Source organism: Leucobacter sp. G161 (assembly GCF_001482305.1).
Taxonomy (GTDB): domain Bacteria; phylum Actinomycetota; class Actinomycetes; order Actinomycetales; family Microbacteriaceae; genus Leucobacter.
In genome coordinates this window covers 1-24112 of sequence record NZ_LOHP01000068.1, presented here as the reverse complement: position 1 = coordinate 24112, position 24112 = coordinate 1, and the positions used below count along the sequence as shown (strand labels likewise).

At 67.6% G+C, this 24112-nt stretch carries 24 protein-coding genes; 15 read left to right on the top strand and 9 right to left on the bottom strand.

The window, feature by feature from the left end; genetic code table 11:
* Positions 1-170 precede the first annotated feature (170 nt).
* The 9 genes from ftsH to AUL38_RS11565 are packed head-to-tail and all read left to right on the top strand — an operon-like array spanning position 171 to position 7967.
* Positions 171-2132, top strand: a complete 1962-nt coding sequence (ftsH, locus tag AUL38_RS11605; protein ID WP_369795310.1) for an ATP-dependent zinc metalloprotease FtsH — start codon at positions 171-173, stop codon at positions 2130-2132.
* Positions 2133-2137: 5 nt separating this feature from the next.
* Positions 2138-2728: a GTP cyclohydrolase I FolE gene (gene folE, locus AUL38_RS11600; RefSeq protein WP_059062372.1), complete on the top strand. Its 591-nt coding sequence runs from the start codon at positions 2138-2140 to the stop codon at positions 2726-2728.
* On the top strand, positions 2725-3942 hold the full coding sequence (gene folP / locus AUL38_RS11595) for a dihydropteroate synthase (RefSeq protein ID WP_235590703.1): 1218 nt from the start codon (positions 2725-2727) through the stop codon (positions 3940-3942). The genes folE and folP overlap by 4 nt, the downstream gene beginning before the upstream one ends.
* Positions 3939-4499, top strand: coding sequence for a 2-amino-4-hydroxy-6-hydroxymethyldihydropteridine diphosphokinase (gene folK, locus AUL38_RS11590; protein WP_059062368.1), 561 nt, complete (start codon positions 3939-3941; stop codon positions 4497-4499). The genes folP and folK overlap by 4 nt, the downstream gene beginning before the upstream one ends.
* The gene (locus AUL38_RS11585) at positions 4500-5000 is read left to right on the top strand and encodes a DUF3180 family protein (RefSeq protein WP_059062365.1); all 501 of its coding nucleotides are present in this window, start codon (positions 4500-4502) and stop codon (positions 4998-5000) included.
* On the top strand, positions 4997-5494 hold the full coding sequence (locus tag AUL38_RS11580; protein WP_059062363.1) for a PH domain-containing protein: 498 nt from the start codon (positions 4997-4999) through the stop codon (positions 5492-5494). Before AUL38_RS11585 ends, AUL38_RS11580 begins: the two co-directional genes overlap by 4 nt.
* A complete protein-coding gene (locus AUL38_RS11575) occupies positions 5491-6936 on the top strand; it encodes a PH domain-containing protein (RefSeq protein ID WP_059062361.1) in 1446 nt (481 codons plus the stop codon). The genes AUL38_RS11580 and AUL38_RS11575 overlap by 4 nt, the downstream gene beginning before the upstream one ends.
* Positions 6926-7285, top strand: coding sequence for a PH domain-containing protein (locus AUL38_RS11570; protein WP_059062359.1), 360 nt, complete (start codon positions 6926-6928; stop codon positions 7283-7285). Before AUL38_RS11575 ends, AUL38_RS11570 begins: the two co-directional genes overlap by 11 nt.
* Positions 7266-7967: an NAD(P)-binding domain-containing protein gene (locus AUL38_RS11565; protein WP_059062357.1), complete on the top strand. Its 702-nt coding sequence runs from the start codon at positions 7266-7268 to the stop codon at positions 7965-7967. Before AUL38_RS11570 ends, AUL38_RS11565 begins: the two co-directional genes overlap by 20 nt.
* Before the next feature lie 19 nt (positions 7968-7986).
* Here AUL38_RS11565 and AUL38_RS11560 read toward each other — a convergent pair whose 3' ends face one another.
* Both AUL38_RS11560 and AUL38_RS11555 read right to left on the bottom strand, forming a co-directional pair.
* Positions 7987-8391: a hypothetical protein gene (locus AUL38_RS11560; protein WP_059062355.1), complete on the bottom strand. Its 405-nt coding sequence runs from the start codon at positions 8389-8391 to the stop codon at positions 7987-7989.
* Positions 8378-9955 carry a multicopper oxidase family protein gene (locus AUL38_RS11555; RefSeq protein ID WP_059062353.1) on the bottom strand — a complete coding sequence of 526 codons (1578 nt, stop codon included), beginning with the start codon at positions 9953-9955 and terminating at the stop codon, positions 8378-8380. The genes AUL38_RS11560 and AUL38_RS11555 overlap by 14 nt, the downstream gene beginning before the upstream one ends.
* Before the next feature lie 139 nt (positions 9956-10094).
* Between AUL38_RS11555 and lysS the strand changes: the two genes are divergently transcribed.
* The 4 genes from lysS to AUL38_RS11540 all read left to right on the top strand — a co-directional run bounded on the left by lysS (position 10095) and on the right by AUL38_RS11540 (position 14567).
* Entirely contained in the window at positions 10095-11642 is a 1548-nt protein-coding gene (gene lysS, locus AUL38_RS11550) for a lysine--tRNA ligase (RefSeq protein WP_059062351.1), read from the top strand.
* A 123-nt stretch (positions 11643-11765) separates the two neighbouring features.
* Positions 11766-11942 (top strand): hypothetical protein, encoded by a 177-nt coding sequence (locus AUL38_RS17565; RefSeq protein WP_201023739.1) that lies wholly within the window; start codon positions 11766-11768, stop codon positions 11940-11942.
* A 75-nt stretch (positions 11943-12017) separates the two neighbouring features.
* Positions 12018-13496 carry a cardiolipin synthase gene (gene cls / locus AUL38_RS11545; protein WP_059062349.1) on the top strand — a complete coding sequence of 493 codons (1479 nt, stop codon included), beginning with the start codon at positions 12018-12020 and terminating at the stop codon, positions 13494-13496.
* Positions 13497-13589: 93 nt separating this feature from the next.
* Positions 13590-14567 carry a ketopantoate reductase family protein gene (locus AUL38_RS11540; RefSeq protein ID WP_059062347.1) on the top strand — a complete coding sequence of 326 codons (978 nt, stop codon included), beginning with the start codon at positions 13590-13592 and terminating at the stop codon, positions 14565-14567.
* Positions 14568-14579: 12 nt separating this feature from the next.
* Here the strand turns inward: AUL38_RS11540 and AUL38_RS11535 are convergent, their stop codons facing one another.
* The 7 genes from AUL38_RS11535 to AUL38_RS11505 all read right to left on the bottom strand — a co-directional run bounded on the left by AUL38_RS11535 (position 14580) and on the right by AUL38_RS11505 (position 21674).
* Positions 14580-15140 (bottom strand): histidine phosphatase family protein, encoded by a 561-nt coding sequence (locus tag AUL38_RS11535; protein WP_059062345.1) that lies wholly within the window; start codon positions 15138-15140, stop codon positions 14580-14582.
* On the bottom strand, positions 15137-16300 hold the full coding sequence (locus tag AUL38_RS11530) for an ABC transporter ATP-binding protein (RefSeq protein WP_059062344.1): 1164 nt from the start codon (positions 16298-16300) through the stop codon (positions 15137-15139). Before AUL38_RS11530 ends, AUL38_RS11535 begins: the two co-directional genes overlap by 4 nt.
* Before the next feature lie 7 nt (positions 16301-16307).
* Positions 16308-17999 (bottom strand): iron ABC transporter permease, encoded by a 1692-nt coding sequence (locus AUL38_RS11525; RefSeq protein WP_083506826.1) that lies wholly within the window; start codon positions 17997-17999, stop codon positions 16308-16310.
* Complete coding sequence (locus tag AUL38_RS11520; protein WP_059062342.1) at positions 17983-19020, bottom strand: ABC transporter substrate-binding protein; 1038 nt, start codon at positions 19018-19020, stop codon at positions 17983-17985. Before AUL38_RS11520 ends, AUL38_RS11525 begins: the two co-directional genes overlap by 17 nt.
* 7 nt (positions 19021-19027) lie before the next feature.
* Complete coding sequence (locus AUL38_RS11515) at positions 19028-19885, bottom strand: metallophosphoesterase (RefSeq protein WP_083506825.1); 858 nt, start codon at positions 19883-19885, stop codon at positions 19028-19030.
* A complete protein-coding gene (locus AUL38_RS11510) occupies positions 19882-20571 on the bottom strand; it encodes a tyrosine-protein phosphatase (protein ID WP_059062341.1) in 690 nt (229 codons plus the stop codon). The genes AUL38_RS11515 and AUL38_RS11510 overlap by 4 nt, the downstream gene beginning before the upstream one ends.
* 230 nt (positions 20572-20801) lie before the next feature.
* Positions 20802-21674 (bottom strand): MurR/RpiR family transcriptional regulator, encoded by an 873-nt coding sequence (locus tag AUL38_RS11505; RefSeq protein WP_059062338.1) that lies wholly within the window; start codon positions 21672-21674, stop codon positions 20802-20804.
* 221 nt (positions 21675-21895) lie between these two features.
* Between AUL38_RS11505 and AUL38_RS11500 the strand changes: the two genes are divergently transcribed.
* Positions 21896-23503 (top strand): carboxyl transferase domain-containing protein, encoded by a 1608-nt coding sequence (locus AUL38_RS11500; protein WP_059062336.1) that lies wholly within the window; start codon positions 21896-21898, stop codon positions 23501-23503.
* Positions 23503-24112: biotin carboxylase N-terminal domain-containing protein (locus tag AUL38_RS11495; protein WP_304438383.1), on the top strand; the 610-nt coding region annotated here is incomplete at its 3' end. The genes AUL38_RS11500 and AUL38_RS11495, both read left to right, overlap by 1 nt.

Sequence of the window (24112 nt, the reverse complement as noted above, 5' to 3'; positions counted from 1 at the left end):
CCCTGAGCGGACAAGCGCCAGAGGGCATGAGAAGTGTCAGATGCCTCGGATACGCTTAACTCGCTGTAATCTGCCGATCGAAAGGCCCAGACTTGGCTGACAAATCGTCCGAGACTCCGACCAAGGGTCGGCGCCTGCTGCGTGGCCCGTTCATCTATATCGCCATCGCCGTGATCTTCCTGCTGCTCGGCTGGTCGTTCCTCTCGGGGGCGAACACCCGCGAGGTGAGCACCGAGCGAGGCCTCGAGCTCATTGCCGAGGGCAAGGTGAAGCAGGCGGAGATCATCGACGGCGACCAACGCGTCAACCTCGAGCTCACCAAGGCTGATAAGAAGGCCGGCAGCGACAACGTCTTCTTCTACTACGTGAACCAGCGTGGGGCCGAGGTCGTCACGGCGATCGATGAGGCCAAGCCCAAGGACGGCTTCAACGACGTCGTGCCGAAGCCGAACCCGTTCTGGTCGCTGCTGGGCTTCCTGCTGCCGCTGCTCCTTATCGGTCTGCTGCTGTGGTGGATGATGTCGTCCATGCAGGGTGGCGGCCGCGGCGTCATGCAGTTTGGCAAGTCGAAGGCGAAGCTCGTCTCGAAGGAGACCCCGCTCGTCACGTTCGCCGATGTTGCTGGTGCAGACGAAGCAGTCGAAGAGCTTGAGGAGATCAAAGACTTCCTCCAGGACGCATCGCGCTTCCAAGCGGTCGGCGCGCGGATCCCGAAGGGCGTACTGCTGTACGGCCCTCCAGGCACCGGCAAGACCTTGCTCGCGCGCGCCGTTGCGGGCGAAGCCGGGGTGCCGTTCTACTCGATTTCCGGCTCGGACTTCGTCGAGATGTTCGTCGGCGTTGGCGCGAGCCGCGTGCGCGACCTCTTCAAGGAGGCCAAGGCCAACGCCCCCGCCATTATCTTCATCGACGAGATCGACGCGGTTGGTCAGCGCCGCGGCCAGGGCATGGGTGGCGGCCACGACGAGCGCGAGCAGACGCTCAACCAGCTGCTCGTTGAGATGGACGGCTTCGATCCGAAGGCAAACGTCATCATGATCGCGGCGACGAACCGCCCTGACATGCTGGATCCAGCGCTGCTGCGTCCCGGTCGTTTTGACCGCCAGGTCGGCGTCGACGCTCCCGACATGCGCGGCCGTCTGATGATCCTGCAGGTGCACGCGAAGGGCAAGCCGCTCTCGAAGAATGTCGACCTTGAGGTTGTTGCGCGGAAGACGCCCGGGTTCTCCGGCGCAGATCTCGCGAACGTGCTGAACGAGGCCGCGCTGCTCACTGCGCGCTCGAACGCGCAGCTCATCGACAACCGCGCGCTCGACGAGGCCATTGACCGTGTGATCGCTGGCCCGCAGCGACGCACCCGCGTCATGAAGGACCAGGAAAAGCTCATCACCGCCTACCACGAGGGCGGGCACGCGCTCGTGGCAGCATCGCTGAACCACACGGATCCCGTGACGAAGGTCACGATTTTGCCGCGTGGTCGCGCGCTGGGCTACACGATGGTCATTCCGCTCGAGGATAAGTACTCGGTGAGCCGCAACGAGCTGCTCGATCAGCTCGCCTATGCGCTTGGCGGCCGCGTTGCCGAGGAACTCGTGTTCCACGACCCGACGACCGGCGCCGGCAGCGATATCGAAAAGGCAACCTCGACGGCCCGCAAGATGGTCACCGAATATGGAATGTCGACCACGGTCGGACCGGTGAAGCTCGGCCAGGGACAGCCCGGCGCGTTCATGGGCGACTTTGGGCAGTCACGCGACTACTCCGAGGGGCTTGCTGTACAGATCGACACCGAGGTGCGCGCACTGGTCGAGCAGGCACATAACGAAGCATACGAACTGCTCGTCGCGAACCGTGACGTGCTGGATCGGCTCGCCGCGGAGCTCCTCGAGAAGGAAACGCTCGACCACCTGCAGCTCGCCGAGATCTTCCGCGACGTGAAGAAGCTCAAGCCGCGCGAGACCTGGCTGTCACACGGGGATCGCCCAGTTTCGACTCGCCCGCCGATTGAGGTGCCGGCAGCTGTCCGGACCGACGGCCCGACTGCGGACAAGGTTGCGCAGGGCGAGAGCTCCGCGCAGGCCTCGTCAGAGCCGCAGGCTCCGACTCAGCAGCCGGATACCCCCGCGGAGTAACACCTGTGAACGCTGGAGTGGATCGAGACCGGGTCGCCCGGGCGGTGCGCGAACTGCTCGGCGCGATCGGGGCTGACCCCGAAAGCGCCGAGCTTCGCGCGACCCCCGGTCGCGTGGCCGAGTCGTACGCAGAGTTTTTCGCGGGCGTCGGCGTCGATCCGCAGCAGTTCCTCACCGACGCGGTTCCCGTCGACGGTGAGACAGGCGAACTCGTGCTCATGCGCGACATTTCGCTGCGCTCGATTTGCGAACACCACCTGCTGCCGTTCCGCGGCCGAGCGCACGTCGCCTACCAGCCACGCGACCGCGTGGTCGGCCTGAGCGCGCTGCCGCGCGTCGTCGCCGCACTCGCGGAGCGACCCCAGGTGCAGGAGCGCCTCGGTGAGCAGATCGCTCAGGCGATCGACGATGGGCTGGCCCCGCTCGGAGTGCTGGTGGTGCTCGAAGCCAGCCACGGCTGCGTCGCGGACCGCGGTGTCCGCGAGACCAGCGCCGAGGCCGTCACGATCGCCTCGCGTGGCAGCCTCTCCGACCCCGCTGCGCGGGCCGAGGTTATTGCGCTCATCGCTCCGGGCGGCGATCGGAAACCGCTGTGACTGGGGCCGCTGCCATGGCGGGCACCGGGCCAGTCATTCTTGGCGTACTGAATACGACCCCTGATTCGTTTAGCGACGGCGGAGACTACCTTGACGCCGAGCGGGCTACCGCCCGGGCGCGCGAGCTCACCGCAGCCGGTGCACACGTGATCGATGTCGGGGGTGAGTCGACCCGTCCCGGTGCGACAGCGGTGCCGCGTGCTGAAGAGCTTGCGCGCGTGCTTCCGGTGATTCGGGCGATTGCCGCGGCCGGGGCGGCCGTGTCGATCGACACGATCCACGCGGAGACCGCCGAGGCTGCGGTCGCGGCCGGCGCTCGCTTTATTAACGATGTTTCGGGTGGGCTCCACGACCCTGAGATGCTCACGGTTGCAGCCCGGGCGTCAGCCGAACACGATTCCCGCTACATCATCGGGCACTGGCGAGGCATCCCCGACCCCGAGCACGTCCGGTCGAACTACGGCGACGTGGTGCGCGAGGTGAGGGACGCACTTGCCGCACGGGCGCTGGCCGCCATCGCTGCGGGCGTCGCCCCCTCGCATATTGTCATTGACCCCGGGCTTGGCTTTGACAAGACGGGGGAGCAGTGCTGGGAGATTCTCAGGCGGCTCGGGGAACTCCAGGAACTTGGGTATCCGGTGCTCATCGGTGCCTCGCGGAAGCGCATGCTCGGCGACGCACTTGCCACGGTGCCGGGAGCCGGTTCCGGGCCGCTCGACCGTGACGGCGCAACCGCGGTCGTCAGTGCGCTCGCCTCCCGGGCCGGTGCCTGGGGGGTCCGCGTGCACGACGTCGCTGGCACCGCCGCCGCGATCGCGATCGAACGCGCGTGGGCCGGACCCGATCGCGGCGACCGAATTACGCTCACCGGGCTCGAGGTCTTCGCGCACCACGGCGTGTTCGACTTCGAACGCGAACAGGGCCAACGCTTCCTCATCGACGCGGAAGTGTCCGTCAGCCTGCGGGCCGCTGCCGCCGGCGATGACCTCTCGAACACTGTGCACTACGGTGAGCTCGCTGACGCGATCGTCGCAGCAGTCGCCGCTGATCCCGTCGACCTCATTGAGACCGTGGCCGAGCGGGTGGCCGAGCTTGCGCTCGGATACCCGGGGGTGAGCCGTGCTCGGGTGACCGTGCACAAGCCCGATGCGCCGATCGCCCACCCGTTTGCGGATGTGGCTGTAACGGTCGAGCGAGAGCGGAGCGAAGCGTGATCGCGCAGGTCGTACCCGTACTCTTCGCCTTCGGTTCGAACCTTGGCGGACGCGGAGACACGATTCGCGCGGCTCAACGCGAACTCGCGGCCACCGAAGGGATCGCGAACTTCACGGCATCACCACTCAGGGAAACTGTCGCGCTGACGCTTGCTGGCCCCGACCCACTCGCTCCCAAGTACGTCAATGGAGTCGCCGTCGCCGACACGACGCTCGGCCCGCACGCGCTGCTCGACGTGATGCAGCGGCTCGAGCACGAATTCGGTCGGGTGCGCGGCGAACGCTGGGCCGACCGTACGCTCGACATTGATCTCATTCTGTTCGGCGGGCGTGTGATCTCGGACGAGCGGCTCACCGTGCCGCACCCGAGGGCGCACGAACGCGACTTTGTCCTTGCACCCTGGTTGGCGCTCGACCCGAACGCCGTACTCATGGGGCACGGGCGAGTCGCCGAACTGCTTGAGCGGATCGGCGACACGACGGCGCCATTCGCCGAGGAACCTGCGCCTGCGCAGTCGGACACGGGTCATACCGGAGCGAACGACGGAGGCTCCTGAATGAGTGGCCAGCAGAAGCTCCAACGGCTGAACCCGCTGCACCTGCTCGGGACGGCGGCCGTCGGTGCCGCGCTCGCGCTCCTCAGCCAGGCCTGGCTGTCTTCACGTGGCCGCCCGTCGCTCGTGCTCCCGTACTCGATGCCCCTGACGCTCGCCGCGCTCGCTATCTTGCTCGTCGTGCTCGGACTGCGGCTCCGCAGGAACCTTGCCAAGGGGAGCGGGGCGGTCGACCCGTTTCACGCGGTGCGGCTGCTCGCGACCGCCCGGGCTGGGCAGATCGTCGGCGCCGCGTTTGCCGGATTCGGCGGGGGACTGCTGGTGTCGTTGCTCGGACGCAGTGTCCCCGCTCCCGTTCCCACGTGGCTACCGATGCTCATCACGGGGCTCGCCGCCCTTGCACTGCTGGTCTGCGCGATCATCACTGAACACCTGTGCAGGGTGCCCCCAAGTGCAGACGACGACGGCGAAGCTGACACTGGCCTGGCTACACTTGAGACGTGACCCAACAGACACTCCCTGAACTTGCACCCCAGTGGCACCGAGTTTCGCCGAAGTACGCCGTCTCCGACCTCATCATCAACGTCGTGACCTCGTTCTTCCCGCTCGTTGTCATTCTTATTGTGTACTTCTCGAACAGTGGCGAGGTGCCGCTCTGGCTCACACTCGTGCTGTGGGGGTTGGTCGCGTTCTTCCTCATCAACTCACTGTTTGCCTTTCGGCGCGTGAAGGCCATCGGATACATCCTTCGTGAGGACGACCTGCTGTTCCGCCGCGGCATCATGTTTGAACGCATCGTTGCCGTGCCCTACGGTCGGCTGCAGCTTGTCGACATCACCCGTGGGCCGCTGCTGCGGGCGCTCGGGCTGTCGACGCTCAAGTTCGTCACCGCGTCCGCCGCGACCGGCGTGCAGCTTCCCGGGCTCACACAAGCCGATGCCGAGGCGTTGCGCGACCGACTCGTCGAGCTCGCCGAGTCCAGGCGGTCAGGGCTGTGACCCACGGAGTTCCCGGCGACCAAGAGCTGCCGGAGCCAGTTGCCGTGCCCGCGGAACACCCGGGGGCAATCGGACAGGCTCACACGCAGTCGCCGGAGCCCGCCGGCGCTGACCAGATGCCGGGCACCGCTGACTCCGAGGGCTGGCGCCGGCTCCACCCGGTGTCCCCGCTGCTCCGCGGCGGTCTCGTGCTTGTTGTGCTCATCGGTGTGTTCATCGCGAACTTCCGTGACCTCTTCTTCCGCATGTTCCTCGCAGGGCCTGAGGACGATCCGATCGAGGGCGACGATGTCGCAGAGTTCTTCCGGATGCTCTCGAACGGCCAGACGCTGCTCATCGTGCTCGGAGGGGTGCTCGCCCTCATCCTCGTGATCGTCGGAGTTTCCTGGGTCGCCTGGCGCTTTCACACGTACCGGGTGACGGTTGACGCTGTCGAGTCGCGCTCGGGCGTGGTATTCAGGCAGCACCGGCGTGCGCCGCTCGACCGCGTGCAAAGCGTCAACCTGCAGCGCCCCTTGCTCGCGCGCATCCTCGGCATGACGAAGATCGAGGTGCTCACGGGCGGACAGGGCGGCAAGGTTGAGCTTGCTTACCTCGGGCACCGGGACGCGAAGGCAGTGCGTGAGCGGATCCTGCAGCTTGCGACGGCCCGCCGAAACGGCGAGGATCTCTCAGCGTTTGCGGAGACCTCTGGCGACGGTGCAGCCACCGTCACGACCTCCTACGACGGTTCAAGCTACGCCCGCCCAACAGACGCGCTCACGCAGCGCGCACAGGAGTTCGCAGACTTCGACGTGGATCCCGAGGCAGCTGCCGCGCAGTCCCTCGTCAGGGTGCCGGTCGGACGCCTCTTCGGGTCGATCCTCCTCGGTTGGGAAGCCGTGACCGCACTCATTCTGCTGCTCATCGCCATCTTCTGGGGCGTGGTGAGCTCCGCAATCGGTGTGCTCACCGGGAGCTCCGGGTTCCTCGCCTCCGCGGGAATCTCGCTCCTGACCGTGTTCCCGATCCTCATCGTGAACATCGGCCTGATGATTTCCCAGTTCAACAAGGGCTTCAACTTCACCCTCTCACGCGGCCGCGAGTCCGTACGCGTTGGGTCAGGCCTCACCTCGACCGTGACCGACTCGATCCCGTTCGGGCGTATCCATGCCATCGAGGCGCGGCAGCCGCTGTTCTGGCGGCCCTTCGGCTGGTGGAAGGTGCGCGTGACACTCGCCGGACACTCGGTGTCCGAGGCCGGACAGAGCGTCACCCAGAACGTTGTGTTGCCCGTCGGCCGCCAGGATGACGTCGTGCGCGTCATCGAGACGCTGGTGCCAGGCGTCGCGACCGGTATCACTGAGGGCCTCACCGGCAAGGGGGGAGGGCTACGTCGGAGCTGGCCCGCGCGCTGCCTGGCTGTTGCTCTTCGGCAAACGGCGTGCCGGCGTGCGGATTGACATCCCTGCCGCTCGTCCCGAACAGCCGGCACTCACCGATGCGACGCTGCGCATTCGCCGCGGCGCGCTCACGCGTTCGCTCTCGATCATGCCGATTGTGCGCGCGCAGTCGGTGCAGCTCAGCCGTCCGCTCATGCACTACATGCTGCGGCTCGGATCCCTGCAGGCGCACACGGTGCTCGGGCCGGTACGTATGTCGGTCCGTGGACTCGCGCTCGCCGACGCGCAGCGTGTCTTTGCGGAGCTCACCGACACGATGCTGGCCGTACAGCGCGCAGAATCAGAGGATCACCCGGTCACGCGACGAGCAGAGCACGGCGGTGAGCCCGATGAGCACCCCGCAGGCTAGTCGTCTCGGCATCGGCATCATCGGTGCCGGCAGGGTCGGCCCGGTGCTTGGCCGCGCGCTCGCGGGCGCCGGACACGCGATCACCGGCATTAGCGCCGTGAGCGACGAGAGCCGTGAGCGCGCTGAAGCGATGCTCCCTGGCGTCCCCGTGCTTGAAGTGCAGGAGATTGTACGTCGGTCGGAACTTGTGCTGCTCGCGATTCCGGGCGCGGAGATTCCCGGCCTCGTCTCGGGTCTCGCGAAGCTGGGGGCGTGGCAGCCCGGGCAACTGGTCATCCACACGGCACCCGAGCACGGCACCGCGGTGTTCGCTGAAGCGCCGGGCGTCATCCCGATCGCGCTCCACCCCAGCATGGTCTTCACCGGCACGAGTCTCGACCTGTCGCGGCTGAGCGGCGCGACGGTTGCGGTGACCGCTCCCGCGGTCGTGCAGCCGATCGGCCAGGCGCTCGTTGTCGAGATGGGGGCAGAGCCTGTCATCGTTGCTGAGCATGACCGTGGCGCCTATGCAGAAGCGGTGACGGTCGCGGCTGCAGCTGCGCGGCTCGCGACCGCGGACGCCATCCTCACGCTGCAGGAACTCGGCATTGCCCGGGCGGATCGCATCGTTGGTGGCGCGGTGCAGGCAGCGGTCGACGAGGAGATCGGGCGCCACTCGGGCGACCCGGAGCTCGGCGCCTAGCTGTGAGCGCGCCGCACGTCTAAGCGGCTGCTGGCGCAGGCGAGCGTCGCGCGTAGCGGAACGCCAAGAACAGCCCGATTGCGAGCACCGTGATCCCGAGGGGGATATGCACGGACATGCCGATGCTCAGGTGCCCGAGCGAGAACTGGCCCAGCTCCAGCAGGCAGAGGATCAGCGACCAGTTCACGAGGTCCCGCGGCCACGCGGCCTGGCCCTTCCATACGATGAGCGCCATCACGATTTGGACGATGCTGACCGTCACGACCGTCATCGCGACCATCCGGTGCATGGTCTGCGGGTCGGGGCTCATCGCGTCGAGCATCGCGCCGGCAAGGAACGGCTGGGCGGCGAGCAATGCTGCGTGCAGAATGAGCACCCAGCGGGTGATGGCCGCCGCAGCTGTGCCGGGCTTAGTGGCTGTCATGTGATCCTCCGTCACGGATTGCTGGGGTATCGAGCGGGCCCGCGGTTTCGCCTGGCTGCACGACCACGAACTGCGCCATCATGCCCTGGTCTTCGTGCTGCAGGAGGTGGCAGTGGAACATGTACGGCAGGTGCGGATCGGTTGACGTCCCGAACTCGACGTCGACGATAACGGTGCGGCTCGGCGGAGCATAGACCGTATCCTTCCAGCCGCGGAGCTCTGCTGCCGGCTCCCTGCCACCAATCGAATGCACGCGGAAGCGCGCATTGTGGATATGCAGGTTGTGGGGCAGGAAGTGCTCGTTGGTGATGAACCAGCGCTCACGGTCGCCGACGGTAACGACCTCGTCGATGCGGTTCATATTCATGCGCCGGTGGTTGATCTTGCTGTCCTGCAGGGTGACGGTGCGCCGCTTGTCTGGCTCAGCGTCGGCGGGGAAGGGTGCCGCGAGGAACCCACCCGCCGCGACCCAATCAGCGAGCTCGGGGCTGCCGACGCTGTCGTCGTCATCCGTGTCGCGTGCGATCGCCAAGATGTCGAAACTGTCGCGGGTGCCGCTTGCGCGCTCCGTTGTGCCGAGCAGCCCGAGGGAGTGCGCGGCGGATCGCAGTATGACGGTGTCGCCGGGCTCAAGCGTCACGATCACCTCGGCGCGCTCGCCAGGGGTGAGTGTGATGCCGTCGATCATGACGGGCTCAGGGAGGAGCCCGGAGTCGGTGCCGACAAGTTCGAGTGAACCGTTGTCGAGTTGCAGCCGGTAGCTGCGGGCGGTTGAACCGTTGAGAACCCGCAGCCGGGTCTGTGCGCGAGTCGCGATGAACTCTGGTGCGACCGTGCCGTTCACGAGGATCGTGTCGCCGAGCATGCCCGCCGCTGAGCGGTGTTGCTCGGCGAACGATCCATCCGCCGCGAAGCTCCGGTCGCTCAGAATCAGCGGGATGTCGTCGACGCCGTACTCGCGCGGCAGCGGGGAGTCCTGCGGGGGTTCCGCGTCATCAATGAGGAAGAGGCCGGCGAGCCCGCGGTACACGTGTGCCTCCGTCGTGCCGTGGTTGTGGGGGTGATACCAGAGCGTCGACGCTGGCTGCTCGACCGTCCACTCCGCAGTCCAGGTCTCGCCGGGTTCGATCGGCTGGTGTGGTCCGCCGTCTGCGAGCGCCGGGAGCTTCATTCCGTGCCAGTGCGTGGTGGTGACCTCGTCGAGGTCGTTGCGCACGCTCACCCTGACCTGTTCGTCCTCGGCAGCGCGGAGCGTCGGGCCGCCGAAGGGGCCGTTGTATCCCCAGGTCGGGGTCTGCTTGCCGGGTAGGAAGGCGCTCGTGCCGGCCTGCGCGGCGAGCGCGAACTCGCGGACTCCGTCGGGACCGACTGCGCCCTCGTTCAGGGGCGGGATCGCGAGCGGGGTGCGGCCAGTCTGAGGGCCTGCGGCACCCGAGGCTTCGGGAGAGAGTACCGGTCGCTGCCCGATCCGCCAGCCCCCGAGGGCAACGATTGAGGTCGTGATGGCCCCGGCAGCAGCCCCGGCAAGCACACCCCGGCGGGTGATCCGCGATGACGCAGGCATGAATCTCCTCGAACTGGACTGCGCCAGAGATGTGCGCAACCCCTCTAGTATCTCCCAGCCGCCTGGCATCGATGTGAGAACAGCGCGGGGGCTCGCGTAGGATGGATCTCTACGCCTACACAACGGAGGAACCCGCCACATGAGCGAGCAGACTGCGCCGAATCCCGCCACTGAAGAGATTCAGAGCGAAGAGGAAATCTTCGAGCAGAAGCGCATCCGCCTCGAGAAGCGGGAGCGGCTGAACGCCGCGGGCGGTCTCGGTGGCGGCGCATACCCGGTCGCAGTGCCGGTGACGACAACCATCCCCGCGGTGCGGGCACAGTGGGGGCACCTCGAAGAGACCCCCGACTCGGCCTCGGGCGAGACCGTCGGCATCGCCGGCCGCATCGTCTTCCAGCGCAACACGGGCAAGCTCTGCTTCGCCTCGATCCAGGCCGGCGATGGCACCCGCATCCAGGCGATGCTGTCGCTCGCGGAGGTCGGCGAGGAATCGCTCGCCGAGTACAAGGAGCTCACCGACCTCGGTGACCACCTGTTCGTGAAGGGCGAGGTCATCTCGAGCCGCCGCGGCGAACTGTCGGTCATGGTGAGCGAGTGGCAGGTCGCCGCGAAGGCGATCGCCCCGCTGCCGAACCTGCACACGGAGCTCAACGAGGAGACGCGGGTGCGCCAGCGGTACCTCGATCTGATTTCCCGTGAGCAGGCGCGCACGAACGTGCTCACCCGCGCCCGCACCATGGCGAGCCTGCGCGAGACCTTCGCGAAGCACGGCTTCATGGAGGTCGAGACCCCCATGCTGCAGACCATGCCCGGCGGCGCTTCGGCTCGCCCCTTCGTCACGCACTCGAACGCCTTCGATATGGAGTTGTTCCTGCGCATCGCGCCCGAGCTGTTCCTGAAGCGCGCGGCCGTCGGCGGCCTCGAGCGCGTCTTCGAGATCAACCGCAACTTCCGCAACGAGGGCGCTGACTCGACCCACAGCCCCGAGTTCGCGATGCTCGAGTCGTACCAGGCATACACCGACTACAACGGCATCGCAGACCTCACGCAGGAGCTCGTGCAGAACGCCGCGCTCGCCGCGAACGTTGGCAGTGACCGCGAGGGCACGCACACGGTGAAGTGGGCCGACGGCACGCTGTTCGACCTCGGCGGTGACTGGGCGCGCATCTCGATGTACGGCTCGCTCTCCGAGGCAGCAGGCGTGGAGGTCACCCCGGAGACCTCCGTAGCTGACCTCCAGGCGATTGCCGACAAGGAGGGCGTCGAGGTGCCGCTCGCGAACCACGGCAAGCTCGTCGAAGAGCTCTGGGAGCACTTCGTGATCGACTCGCTCACCGGCCCGACGTTCGTCATGGACTTCCCGGTTGAGACGAGCCCGCTCACGCGCCACCACCGCTCGATCCCCGGCGTCGTCGAGAAGTGGGACCTGTACATCCGCGGCTTCGAGCTCGCAACGGGATACTCCGAGCTCATCGATCCTGTTGTGCAGCGCGAGCGCTTCGTGCAGCAGGCCGCCGAGGGCGCGCGCGGCGACGTCGAGGCGATGAAGGTTGACGAAGACTTCCTCCGTGCACTCGAGCACGCCATGCCTCCCACCGGCGGTATGGGTATGGGCATGGATCGCCTGCTCATGGCGCTCACGGGGCTCGGGATCCGCGAGACGATCCTCTTTCCGCTGGTGAAGTAGGGCGTTCCGCCTCGTTCGAGTGGGCCTCCTCGCGGTTGCGGGGAGGCCCACTGCGTCCTTGCACAGTTCGATCCGCTGAACGCCCAGCAAACCCTCGGGGGTGGGCGAGTAAGGTTGGCAACTATGGATAACTGGTGGATGAATGCAGTCTGGTCGCTTACGCCGACCGTGCTCATCGGGCTCTTCTTCTGGATGGTCATGAGACTGATTCTTCGCGCCGATCGAACAGAGCGACGCATCTACCGCGAGATCGAGGATCAGGAGCGCGCGAAGGCTGGTCTCCCGGCCCGCGAAGAGTAGCTCCCGCTTTTTCGCTACAGTTAGTGCAGGCACGGGATCCCGTGCACCCACTGTAGTTCCAGGGAGAGGGCAACGATGGAGTTCTTTTCCGGTTGGAACTGGGCGGCGATCGGCGCCGCCGTTGCACTCACGATCGATATGGCGATCCGCGTCGTTGCGCTCTTCGTGGTGCCACGCAACCGTCGCCCAACCTCGGGCATGGCCTGGCTGCTCGCGATCTTCCTGTTGCCAGTGCCCGGCCTCATTGTCTTCCTCATCATCGGGAGCAACCGCCTGCCTGCGCACCGCGAGGAGAAGCAGGAAGCGATCAATCAGCTGGTCTCCAGCCTCGCTGAACGCGAGAACCAGGGCCTCATCTCTGACATTGACGCGATGTCCCCGGGGGTCGAGAGCGCGGTTCGGCTCGGGCAGACCCTCGGTGCGCAGCCGATGCTTCGGGGCAACGCGGCTTCGATGACGATCGACTACGAACTGTCATTTCACCAGATTGCGGAAGCGATTGACGGTGCGCGGGATTACGTGCACGTGCAGTTCTACATTCTTGTGCACGACGACACCACGGATATCGTGTTTCAGGCGATGCGCAGGGCAATCGATCGCGGCGTGAAGGTGCGCGTCATGCTTGACCACATTTCCGCCGTCCGTAACCCAGGCAGGCGTCGCACCGCACAGAGCCTCGAGGAGATGGGGGCGGAGTGGACGTACATGCTTCCGGTGCGCCCGTGGCGTGGGGAATATCAGCGGCCGGATCTTCGCAATCACCGCAAGCTCGTGGTGGTCGACGGCAGGATCGGCTTCACGGGTTCACAAAACCTCGTTGATTCGAGTTACAACAAGCGTGGCAACATTCGACGCGGCCTTCACTGGCGCGACATCATGGTGCGGGTTGAGGGACCGATTGTGCTGGGGCTTGAGGCCGTGTTCCAGGCCGACTGGTACCTCGAGACCGATACCTTCCTCGAACAGCTCGACATCGAATCTGTCCCCACCGAGTTCCCGGGAGATCTCGACTGCCAGATCGTGCCGAGCGGACCGGGCTACGCGGCTGAGAACAACCTGCAGGTGTTCGTGTCGCTGCTGTACGCTGCGCGGCACCGCATCAGCATCACGAGCCCGTATTTTGTTCCAGACGGTTCGATCATGAACGCGCTCCGCGCGGCAACGGCGCGTGGTGTGCACGTGGAGCTCTTCGTCTCAGAAATCGGAGACCAGGCGCTCGTCTACCATGCGCAACGCTCGTACTACGAGGAGCTGCTCAACGCCGGCGTGCAGATCTGGATGTACCGGCCGCCGTTTATCCTGCACTCGAAGCACTTTACGATCGACCACGAGGTCGCCGTGGTGGGGTCGTCGAACATGGATCCGCGCTCGTTCGGTCTGAACATGGAGATCTCGATGGTGGTGCGCGGTGACAGCTTCGTGTGTGACCTTGACGAGGTGACTGACTACTACCGTGCGAACTCACGCGAGCTGCTCCCCGAAGAGTGGGCAAAGCAGCCCCTCCGCTCGCAGCTGCTCGACGGGCTCGCCCGACTCACCTCAGCGCTGCAGTAGCGGAGCGCTCGCGCGGGTTTCCGGTCAGGTTTCAGGCGGCGCGACTACCGTTTCAGGCACTCACCAACGCTGCCAGCGCGAAGGGACGCAGTTATGAGAGTGCTTGTGTATGGGGCCGGTGGACTCGGGCTCTACATTGCGGGACGTCTTGCTCAGGCGGGTCACGCTGTCACGGTGAAGGGCAGGGCGGCTACGGTGCTCGCGCTCCGCGGGGAGCCGCTGCAGATGTGGCGTGATGGCGCCTACGTCGAAGTGCGCGACATTACTGTCGTTGACGACATTCGCGCGATCCGCAGACCAGACCTGATCATCCTCACGACGCAGGCTGGGCAGGTTCGAGCCGCGGCGCAGGATCTTTCGACACCGCTTACCGAGGGCAGCCGAGTCCTCACCCTGCAGAACGGGGTGGATGCGCCAGCGGAGCTCGCCGAGCTGATTGGGGCGGAGCGGGTGCTCGCCGGGACGATTGTGGTGATTGCGAAGCGACTCTCGCATTCCGCAGTCGAGGTCATCGGTGAAGAGGCGACGATGAGTCTCGGAGTGCTGCCGCCTGGCCCCGCGACCGGTGTTGCGGCGCCGAGTTCGCAGTCGCAGCGGGTGGTTGACGCGTTGCGAGGTGCCGGGATTGATGCGTCCTGGACGGGAAACGTGCTGGGGGCGCTGTGGAAGAAGCTTGCGCTCATCGCCTCATACGGTGGCATCGGGGCGGTAGCTGGCGCGACGGTGGGGGAGACGCGTGAAGTCCCGGAGACTCGGGCGCTCGTCGAATCGGCGATGCGGGAGGTGTTTGCCGTCGCCAACGCGATGGGAGCAGCACTCGGTAAAGACGATCTGGGGGACATCCTCCGCACGTACGAACGGGGCTTCTCGCCAGACACGACCGCATCCATGCAGCGCGACCTCGCGGTCGGGCGGCCATCCGAACTCGCCTATCAGAATGGGGCCGTGGTGGCGCACGCGACGCGACTGGGCGTCGACGTGCCGATCCACCGTGTGATCTATGCCTCGCAGCTCGTGCGCGAGCAGACTGCCCGCCGGGTCGCGAAGGCGCTCCGCACCGGGCGGGTCTGAGTCGCCTGCTGGTTATCCCAGTTTCGCCACTGAATACTCGGCGCCGTCGAGGCGCAACAGCCAGATCTCGCCGTTGAGAATCCTGGGAATATCTGCGCCGGTGAGCCGCTCAAGCCCGGCCCGCAGCATGGCGCCGTGCGCGACGGCGACGGAGCCGGGACTGGTCTGTGAAAGCTCGCGGATCGCGTCGGCAGAGCGATGCGCGACGTCCTCGATCCGCTCCGCGGCGGGAACCTCGCGGAGCCCGGGCCAGCGCGCCTCGCTCTCGGTGACCAGGAGCCCCTCGGCCTCGCCAAAATTGCGTTCCCAGAGCCCATCGTGAATGCCGGGGCTGGTGAGCGAGAGCTGCTCCGCGATGATCTCGGCAGTCTCGATCGCGCGGCCGAGCGGCGATGCGTGTACCGAGGTCCATGCCCCGGGTGTCGACGACCTCAGCAGCTTGGCGGCCGCAAGCGCCTGGGCGCGGCCGGTGTCGTTCAGGGGCACCTCGGTGCGTCCCTGAATACGTCGAGCTCGGTTCCAATCGGTTTCGCCGTGTCGAACGAGCGCGAGTACCGGAGTTCCTGCAGTCATGCTGCCACGCTATCGGCTCGGGCAGTATCTAAGTCTGAGGGCGCACTCGGGGTGCGATGCGCCGCCTGATCGTGCGCCGCACGCGGAACCGAGGAGCCCTCGGCGTACACGAGCGTGCGGTCGCACTCGACGCGCACTCGCGTACCCGCGGGGACCCGGCTGCCAGCGACCCGGCTGCGCAGCCTGAGCCCGAGCCAGTCGACGGTGAGGTCGTCGCAGTCGCGCCCGAAGAGCGAGGAGGTGACGACGGCCTCCCCACACGGGTCTGGCACGACCCGCACCCACTCGGGCAGGATCGCGAGCTCGGCGCTGTGCGCGGATGCTCCCGGGGACGTGCGCTGCCCGGCGAGCAACTCGAGACGTGCGGCCGGCACCGCGAGCGGGTGTTGCGCTGCGGTGAATCCGCCGGAGTCGAGCGAACCGGGAACGATCGTCGCGTCAGCGATAAAGCGCGCGACGAACGGCGTGGCGGGGCGTGCGAGCACCGCGGCCGGGGTGTCCTGCTGTTGGATCCTGCCGCCATCGAGCACGACTACACGGTCCGCGAGCGCGAGCGCCTCGCCGCGGTCGTGGGTGACGTGGATCACGGTGAGCCCGAGCTCGCGGGTGAGCTCCCGCAATTCGAGGCGCAGGCGATCGCGCAGCGGCTCATCGAGCGCGGAGAGCGCCTCGTCGAGCAGGAGCACCCTGGGCCGCGCGACGATTGCTCGCGCGATCGCGACGCGCTGGCGTTGTCCGCCAGAAAGCGTCGCGGGGTTGCGGGCTTCGGCGCCGGCGAGGCCGACGAGGGTGAGTGCCTCGCTCACGCGTTCGCGGCGCTCCGACCGCGATACTCCGGCCCGCTTGAGCGGGTACTCGATGTTCTTCCCGACGCTCCAGTGCGGCCACACGGCATGCTGTTGAAACACCATGCCGAGGCCACGGCGCTCCGGTTCGACTGCGCGGCCCGCGCCCGCGACGACTGTGTCGCCGATGCGGACGGTGCCGCCAGTCGGCTCGGCGAAGCCGGCAACGGTTCGCAGCAGCGTCGTTTTGCCCGAACCGGAGGGCCCGACGAGCGCAACGAACTCGCCGTCGCCGACGCTGAGATCGACGTCGGCGAGGCCGAGCGTGCCGCCGGGAAACGCGAGGCTCACGGATTCGAGGGTGACCGATGACATGATGCTCCTAACGGGAGGCGCGCGCGGTGAGTCCGAGGCCTGCGAGGCCGACGAGCGCGACGATGAGGGACAGCGCAGACGAGGCGTTGTACGCGCCGGCCTGCTGGAGGTTGAAGATGACCACGCCAAGGGTCTGGGTGCCCGGGGCGAGGAGCAGCACCGACAGGGTGAGCTCGCGAACCGCTGTGAGCGCGACGAGCACAGCCCCGGAGAATGCGGCGGGCAGCGCCATCCGGCAGGAGATATCCCAGAGGGCGCGGAGCTTGGTGGCGCCTGAGATCCGCGCGGCCTCCTCGGCGGTGGTCGGTGTCGCGGCGAGCGGCGCAGATACCGACTGCACGACGAGCGCGACGAACGACGTGAGGTACGCGCAGAGAATGATCCACGGAGTGTTGTACAGGCCGATGCGTGGGGCGATGACGAGCCAGGCGACCGCGATGACGAGCCCGGGGATCGCCTGCGGCAGCAGTGAGAGCCCGAGCAGCGCGCGGTTGCCGCGTGCACGGGTGCGAGTGACGACGGTGCCGACGGCGAGGCCGAGCACTCCGCAGATCAGCGCGGCCATGCCCGCGAGCCACAGCGAGTTCGTGACGCCGCTGAGCGTGCCGGGGGAGGAGAGCGCGCGTTCGAAGCTCGCGAGCGTGATGGTCTCGAGGGACAGCGGGACACCGGGTGCCGGAAGCAGCGCCTGTGCGGTGAGGGTGAGGAGCGGCAGGATCGTGACGGCCACGATGACCACGGCCGCGATGATGCCGACGGGCAACCGTGCCGGGCCGAGCGGGAGCCGGGCGGGAGCCGCTGACTGTGCGTCGAGCTCGACGCGAGTGCGCGAGCGGAACAGGTCGACGACGACGCCGAGCAGCGCGACTACGAGCAACAGGAACCCGATTGCTGCGACGACGGCGAGTGGATCCTCAACCGTGCCCGACTGCAGGTACCGGTACACGAGCGTCGACAGGGTGACGTAGCGGCCGGGCAGTCCGACGATCGACGGGATGCCGAAATCAGCGAGGTTCGCGACGGCGATGAGCATGAACGATGAGAGCATCGCGGGGCGCAGCAGCGGCAGCGTGACCTCGCCGAGCGCGCGCGGGGCGGAGGAGCCCGCGATTCTCGCGGCCTGCTCGAGGTCCGCGGGGACCCGGCGGAGAGCGGCCGTGACGATCATCATCGCGATCGGGAAGCTATGAATGGTGAGCAGGAACACGACGCCTGCTCCACCGTAGAGATTCCAGAGGGGGCCGCCGAAGCGTGCGGCCCAGAACTGGTTCAGCCCGGAGCTCGGCCCGAGGAGGCTGAGCCAGGCGATCGCGCCCACGAACGGCGGCATGAGCATTGGGCTGAGCGCGAGCAGCCGCAGAGTGCGGCGGAACGGAATGTCGGTGCGCTCGAGCAGGATCGCGAAGAGCGTTCCGATGGCGACGGCGAGCGCGCCCGAGAGGGTCGCCGAGACGAGGGAGTTTACGGCGGCGACGCGCACGTCTGGGGAGGTGAGCTCCGACCAGCCGCCGCCCGTCGCCGCGAGCACCACGATCGTGCCGATGGGGAGCAGCACGAGCGCGGTGATCGCGAGCCACAGCCCTGCGCGGGCGAGGGCGAAGCCGTCGAGTCTCACCCGTGCCGGCGCGAACCTGCGGGGGTGGCCGTGACCGGCCGCCCCCGCAGGTGACACGGCAAGCGCGTTACTGGAAGAGGCCATTGAAGGTTGCAACGGCGTCGGCCTGCGTCGACCGGATCTTGTCCAGCTCGGGCGACAGCAGCGCGAGATCCTTGACCTCAGGTGCGCCCTTGGGGGCAGCGACGTCCGAGCGGATCGGGAGGTACGACTGCGACACCGCGATCTCCTGGCCCTGCTTCGAGATGAGGAAGTCGACGAACAGCTTCGCTGCCTCGGGCTCTTCGGTGTTCGCAAAGATCCCGACCGGCTGGGTGACGTATGGAACGCCCTCGCTCGGGTACACGGCCGCGATCGGTGAGCCCGCAGCCTCGAGGTCGCGCACGAGCGAGTCGACGACGATGCCAACGGGGCTGCTGCCATCGGCAACCGCCTGCGATACCGGGCCGTTGCTGTCGACGACGAGGGGCTCGTTCTTCGCGAGGGCCTCAAGCCACGGCTTTCCGAGCTGTGCGTCGTCGAGCCAGACGGCAGCGTTGTACGCCGCTGCGCCCGAGACGTCGGGGTTCGGCATGGCGATCTTGCCCGCGTATGCGGGGTCGGTGAGATCCTGCCACGACGTCGGCGCGTCGGTGATGACATTCGTGTTCACGGCGATCACGGTAGGCAGCATGCGCGTTCCCACGTAGAAGTTCTCGGGGTCGAGCAGCTCGGGAAGGATTGCCTCGGCCTCAGGCGAAGCGTACTCAAGCAGCAGGTCGCGAGCTGCGTAATCCTCGAACGTGCCCGCGTCTGCGGCGAGGAGTAGGTCGGCGCCAACGGCTCCGGCCTTTTCTTCGGCCGCGATGCGCGCGGTGAGGTCGCCGGTTCCTGCACGGAAGACCTCGACCGAGATCTCTGGCTGCTCCTCGGAGAACGCCGCAACAATCGCGTCGATCTTTTCCTGCGGCTCCGAGGTATAGAGGGTCAAGCTCGCAGCCTCGGCTGGCGATTTCGCCGCCGGTGTCTCGGAGCTGGACGAATCGGCTGCTGCGGAACATCCGGTGAGCGCGATGGCGCCGAGGGTGACTGCTGCGATGGCACCGAGTGTGTGCTTACGAATCATGGTGGTGTTACTGGCTTTCTGTCGAGTGAAGCGTGGTGGTGAGCGGAGAAACAGAGGGGATACGGGGAAGAGACGGTGGTGAGCGCACGGGCTCGTTGAAGAGCGGTTCGTGGGCGGAGAGGGAGACCTCGGCCGCGCTCACGCCGAGGCTCGTGAATTGCACGAGCGAGAATGCGGGGGCGTCGTGGCCCGCAACGTGATCCGGGCCGGCATCCATCACCTGGTGGTACGCGAGCGAAGGCCCGACGAGCACGGGGATGCCAGCGGCCGTTGCCGCCAGCGAGTGATGGAAGTGGCCCGCGAGTACGGCTCGCGTATCGCTGCCCGAGAGCACTGCAAGGAACTGCTCGGCGTCGGCAAGGCCCTGCCGGCTGAGCGTCGGAAGCGGAGAACCCAGGGGTGCGTGGTGCAGCGCGACGATGGTGCCCGTTGGTGCCGGCTCCCCGAGTACGTCCGCGAGCCAGTCGAGCTGTTCGCCGCCGAGGGCGCCTGTGCGTGAGTCGAGCCTGACGATCCGCATGCCGTCAACGAGCGACACCCCGCGGTGGCTTGTCTCGTGGCCGGGAAGCACCCGGGAAGCGAGTGGATCGTCGTGGTTGCCGAGCACTGTGAGTACGGGAGCCGCGACTGCCTCGGACAGCGCCCGGCACGCCGCGGCAACGGCGGGGTACGCGCCGGGGTTGCCGCGCTGGACGAGGTCGCCCGTTATGATCACCGCTTCGGGGGTGATCCCTGTCGCACGCGCGTACTCGCCCACGCGTTCGAGTCGTTCGAGCCCGTCGACTGCCCCGTAGAGGCTGCAGTCGTCCGTGGCGTGGACGTCGCTCACGTGTAACACCGTGAAGCGGCCGCTCTCGCGGCTCACGAGGAGACCACCTGGGCGCCGGCGCGTGCGCGCAGTGCCGCGAGCTGTGAGGACTCAACACCGTGAGCGAGGAGGTACTCGGCAGCGCCGCCCCACGCGTCGAGCGCAGCGATCGCGGTCTCGAGCGCTTCGCCCGGGCTGTCGAGGTGCAGCCGTTCGGCGGCGGTGCGCTCGACGCCGGAGACCTGCAGCGCGTCGAGCTGGGCAGTGACGAGCCCGCGCCGCGCCGGTCGCACGGTCTCGCCCGAGCGGGTGTAGTCGTCGACAACCTCCTGGCGGGGTTCGCCCGCGGCGAGCCGGGCGAGCGCGACGACGAGCCCCGTGCGATCCTTCCCCGCCGCGCAGTGTACGAGGCAGACGCCGGGATGATCGGCAATGGTCGCGACCGCCTCGGCGAGGGCGGCCCCGCGCCGCTGGATCAGCCCAAGGTAGATGTCTTCGAGCGAACCGGCAGCCGGGGGCGTCTCGCCGTAGAGCGGTACCGAAACGACCGGTAGCAGGTGCGATCGCTCGCTGTGTTCGGCGGTCTCGCGCAGATCGAGAATGAGGTCGACGCCGGCCGCTCGCAGGATCGCCTCGTCGTTCGGCGTAATGGCGTCCGGCGCAGCTGAGCGCACGAGCCACGGCTCTGCCTCAGCCCCGACTCCGCGTGCGTTGTAGCTGCCCTGTAGTGCGATGGTGTTCACGCCTGGCCCCTTCGGTGAATCTCGGTGTCGTGCGCTGTTTCGTGTGGTTTCATCGGCGATGAAACGCGCTTCACGAATCACTATCCTGGGCCGGGGTAGCGGGCGCGTGAACGACGCATCAACCCTGCGTGAAGCTCAGGAGTGCATGCGGGGAATGCCCGAGCGTTGCTGGTTGCGGAAGGCGGCGCGGCTGGTGGGGGCTCGGACGCAGGGGTCCGGTGGTGCCGCGGCTAGTTGGGGGCGTCGGCGAGGGCGCCCGCGACGACTTCGCGCATGCCGCCGCTGCGGCGGGGGCTTTCGAGTGCGGTGAACGACTCGAGGAGCGCCTGCAAAGCAACGGAGTGGTTGATGCGAGCGAAGAACGGGTCGACAGCGTGCTGTTGGCCGACGGCCCCGGTTGAGATGACGACGTCGGCAAGCTCGGGGATCGGGGCCCGTGCGTAGCTGCAGAGCGCGATGATGGCGGCGCCGCCGTGCTGTGCGGTGCGCACGGCGGCGAGCGTGTGGGTGTTCGCGCCGGAGTGGCTGAGCGCGAGGCAGACATCGCCGGGGCCAAGTGTGTGCGCGGTGAACTGCTGCGCGAGGATATCCAGGGGAGCTTCAACAGGCCGGCCGCTCGTTGCGAAACGCATCGCCGCATCCTGCAGCGGTGGTGCCGAGAAGCCGTTGGCTGCGAACATGACCCGGCGGGCACCTGCGATCAGGCCCGCCGCTCGTTTCACGGCTTCCCTGTCAACCGCGCGCTCGCCGAGCTGGAGCGCCTCGCGCGCGCTCGTGAACACGTTGGCGACCCGGTCTCCCTGCGTTGGCTCCGCAGGGGCGTCCTGGCGAGCAAGTTCAATCCGCAGGTGCTGGTAGCCGCGGAACCCGAGGCGCTTGCAAGCGCGAATCACGGTGGCGGGAGAGGTTCCAGCGGCTGTCGCGAGCTCCAGCGTTGACCAGTAAGGGATCTCCTCGGGCCGCTCCAGGATCACCCGCGCCACTGCCCCCTCGCCGTGCCCGAGCCCGGGGGCATAGGCGCGTACGAGCGCGAGTGCTGTGCTGCTCGCGGCCCGGGGTGCAGCGTCTTGCGCTTGGGGGGTGGGTGCGGCAGTGGATGGCATATCAGCCACTGTATGGGGGCTGTTGGCGGGGAAGCGGGGCGTATGCCAACGCTTCGCCAGCTGTTCACTCGGCGGCTAGGTGTGAGGCCCGTGGCTGGAAACGAGCACCGTGGGCTGCAGCCGACAGGAGTTCCGCTAGACAATTCAGTTAGTGACCGCTAACCTTTGGGTACGGCCGGGCGGCGCGAGCCTCCCGGGAACGCACCGAAAGGGGAGCGTCGATGGAGACCCTCACAAGCCAGGCGAGGCCAGCGAGCGCGGAGTATCGCGCGAACGAGGCCGCGCACCTCGCCGCCGTCGCTGACATGCGCACGCGGCTCGCCGAGATTTCGCTCGGCGGCAGCGAAGCGTCGCGTAAGCGCCACGTGGGCCGCGGCAAGCTGCTGCCGCGCGAGCGCGTCGAGCGCCTCGTGGATCGTGGTAGCCCGCTGCTCGAGGTCGGCGCGTTCGCGGCCGACGGGGTCTACGACGACGATATTCCCGCTGCGGGCCTCATCACCGCCGTCGGCGAGATCCACGGCCGCAAGGTCATGATCATCGCGAACGATGCGACGGTGAAGGGCGGCACCTACATGCCGCTCACCGTGAAGAAGCACCTCCGCGCACAGGAGATCGCGGCCGAAAACGAGCTGCCGTGTGTGAGCCTCGTCGACTCGGGCGGCGCGTTCCTCCCGCTGCAGGACGACGTCTTCCCCGACCGCGAGCACTTCGGCCGGATCTTCTACAACCAGGCACGCATGTCGGCCCGCGGCATCGCGCAGATCGCCGCGGTGATGGGGTCGAGCACCGCTGGTGGCGCGTACGTCCCGGCGATGAGCGACGAGGTCGTCATCGTGCGCGAGCAGGGCACGATCTTCCTCGGGGGCCCGCCGCTCGTGAAGGCCGCGACCGGTGAGGTCGTGAGCGCCGAGGAGCTCGGCGGCGGTGTCACACATACCCGCGACTCCGGCGTCGCCGACCACCTCGCGGAGAACGACGAGCACGCGCTTGAGATCGTGCGCGACATCATCGCGCAGCTTCCCGCGCCAGGCCCCCGTGCCTGGGACGTGGAAGCGTCAGAGGCGCCCGCGGTCGATCCGAGCCAGCTCTACGGCGTCGTCCCGCCCGAGCCGCAGCAGCCGTACGATGCGCGAGAGATCATCTCCCGCATCGTCGACGGCAGCCGCTTCCACGAGTTCAAGCGCGACTTCGGTTCGACGCTCGTGACGGGCTTCGCGCGGATCGAGGGGCACCCGGTCGGGATCATCGCGAACAACGGCGTGCTGTTTGCCGAGTCCGCGCAGAAGGGCGCGCACTTCGTACAGCTGTGTGACACCCGCAAGATCCCCCTCGTGTTCCTCCAGAACCTCTCGGGGTTCATGGTGGGCCGCGAGTATGAGCGCGGCGGTATCGCCAAGCACGGCGCGAAGATGGTGACGGCGGTCGCGTGTGCGCGGGTGCCGAAGCTCACCGTCATCGTCGGCGGATCCTTCGGCGCAGGCAACTACGCGATGAGTGGCCGCGCGTATTCGCCGCGGTTCCTCTGGATGTGGCCGACGTCGAAGATCGGCGTGATGGGCGGGCCACAGGCGGCCTCCGTGCTCGCGACGGTGAAGCGCGATCAGATCGAGGCGAAGGGCGGCTCGTGGAGCGCCGAGGAGGAGGCCGAGTTCTCTCGGCCCACGCTCGAGCGCTTCGCCACGCAGAGCGACGCGCGGTACGCGAGCGCGCGGCTGTGGGACGACGGGATCATCGATCCGCTCGACACCCGCGGGGTGCTCGGCCTCGCGCTCGACACTGTTTCGCGGGCGCCGCTCGCGGAGACCGGCTACGGAATCTTTCGGATGTGATGGCAATGTTCTCTTCTGTTCTTATTGCAAACCGCGGCGAGATCGCTTGCAGGATTATCAAGACGCTCCGCTCGCTTGGCGTCCGCTCGGTCGCGGTGTTCAGCGCCGCCGACGCGGACGCCCCGCACGTCAGGCTCGCGGACACGGCCGTCGCGCTCGACGGCACCGAACCCGGGTCTGCCGGCGGCTACCTCAGCGTGCGGCAGATCATCGCCGCCGCGCAGGCGACCGGTGCCGAGGCGATCCACCCGGGCTACGGATTCCTCTCCGAGCAGCCAGCGCTCGCGCTTGCCTGCGCTGAAGCGGGCATCGTGTTCGTCGGGCCCAGCGTCGAGGCCCTCGAGGTCATGGGTGACAAGATCCGCGCCCGCGAGCGGGTGTCGGTGCGCGGTGTGCCGGTCGTGCCCGGTGTCTCTGAACCCGGGCTCGACAATGACGAGCTCGTTGCCCGATCCGCAGGCCTCACGTTCCCCGTGCTCGTGAAGCCGGCCGCGGGCGGCGGCGGCAAGGGGATGCACGCGGTCGATCGCGCGGAGGATCTGCCCGCCGCGCTCGACACCGCCAGGCGCGAGGCGAAGGCGTCGTTCGGTGACGACACGCTGTTTCTCG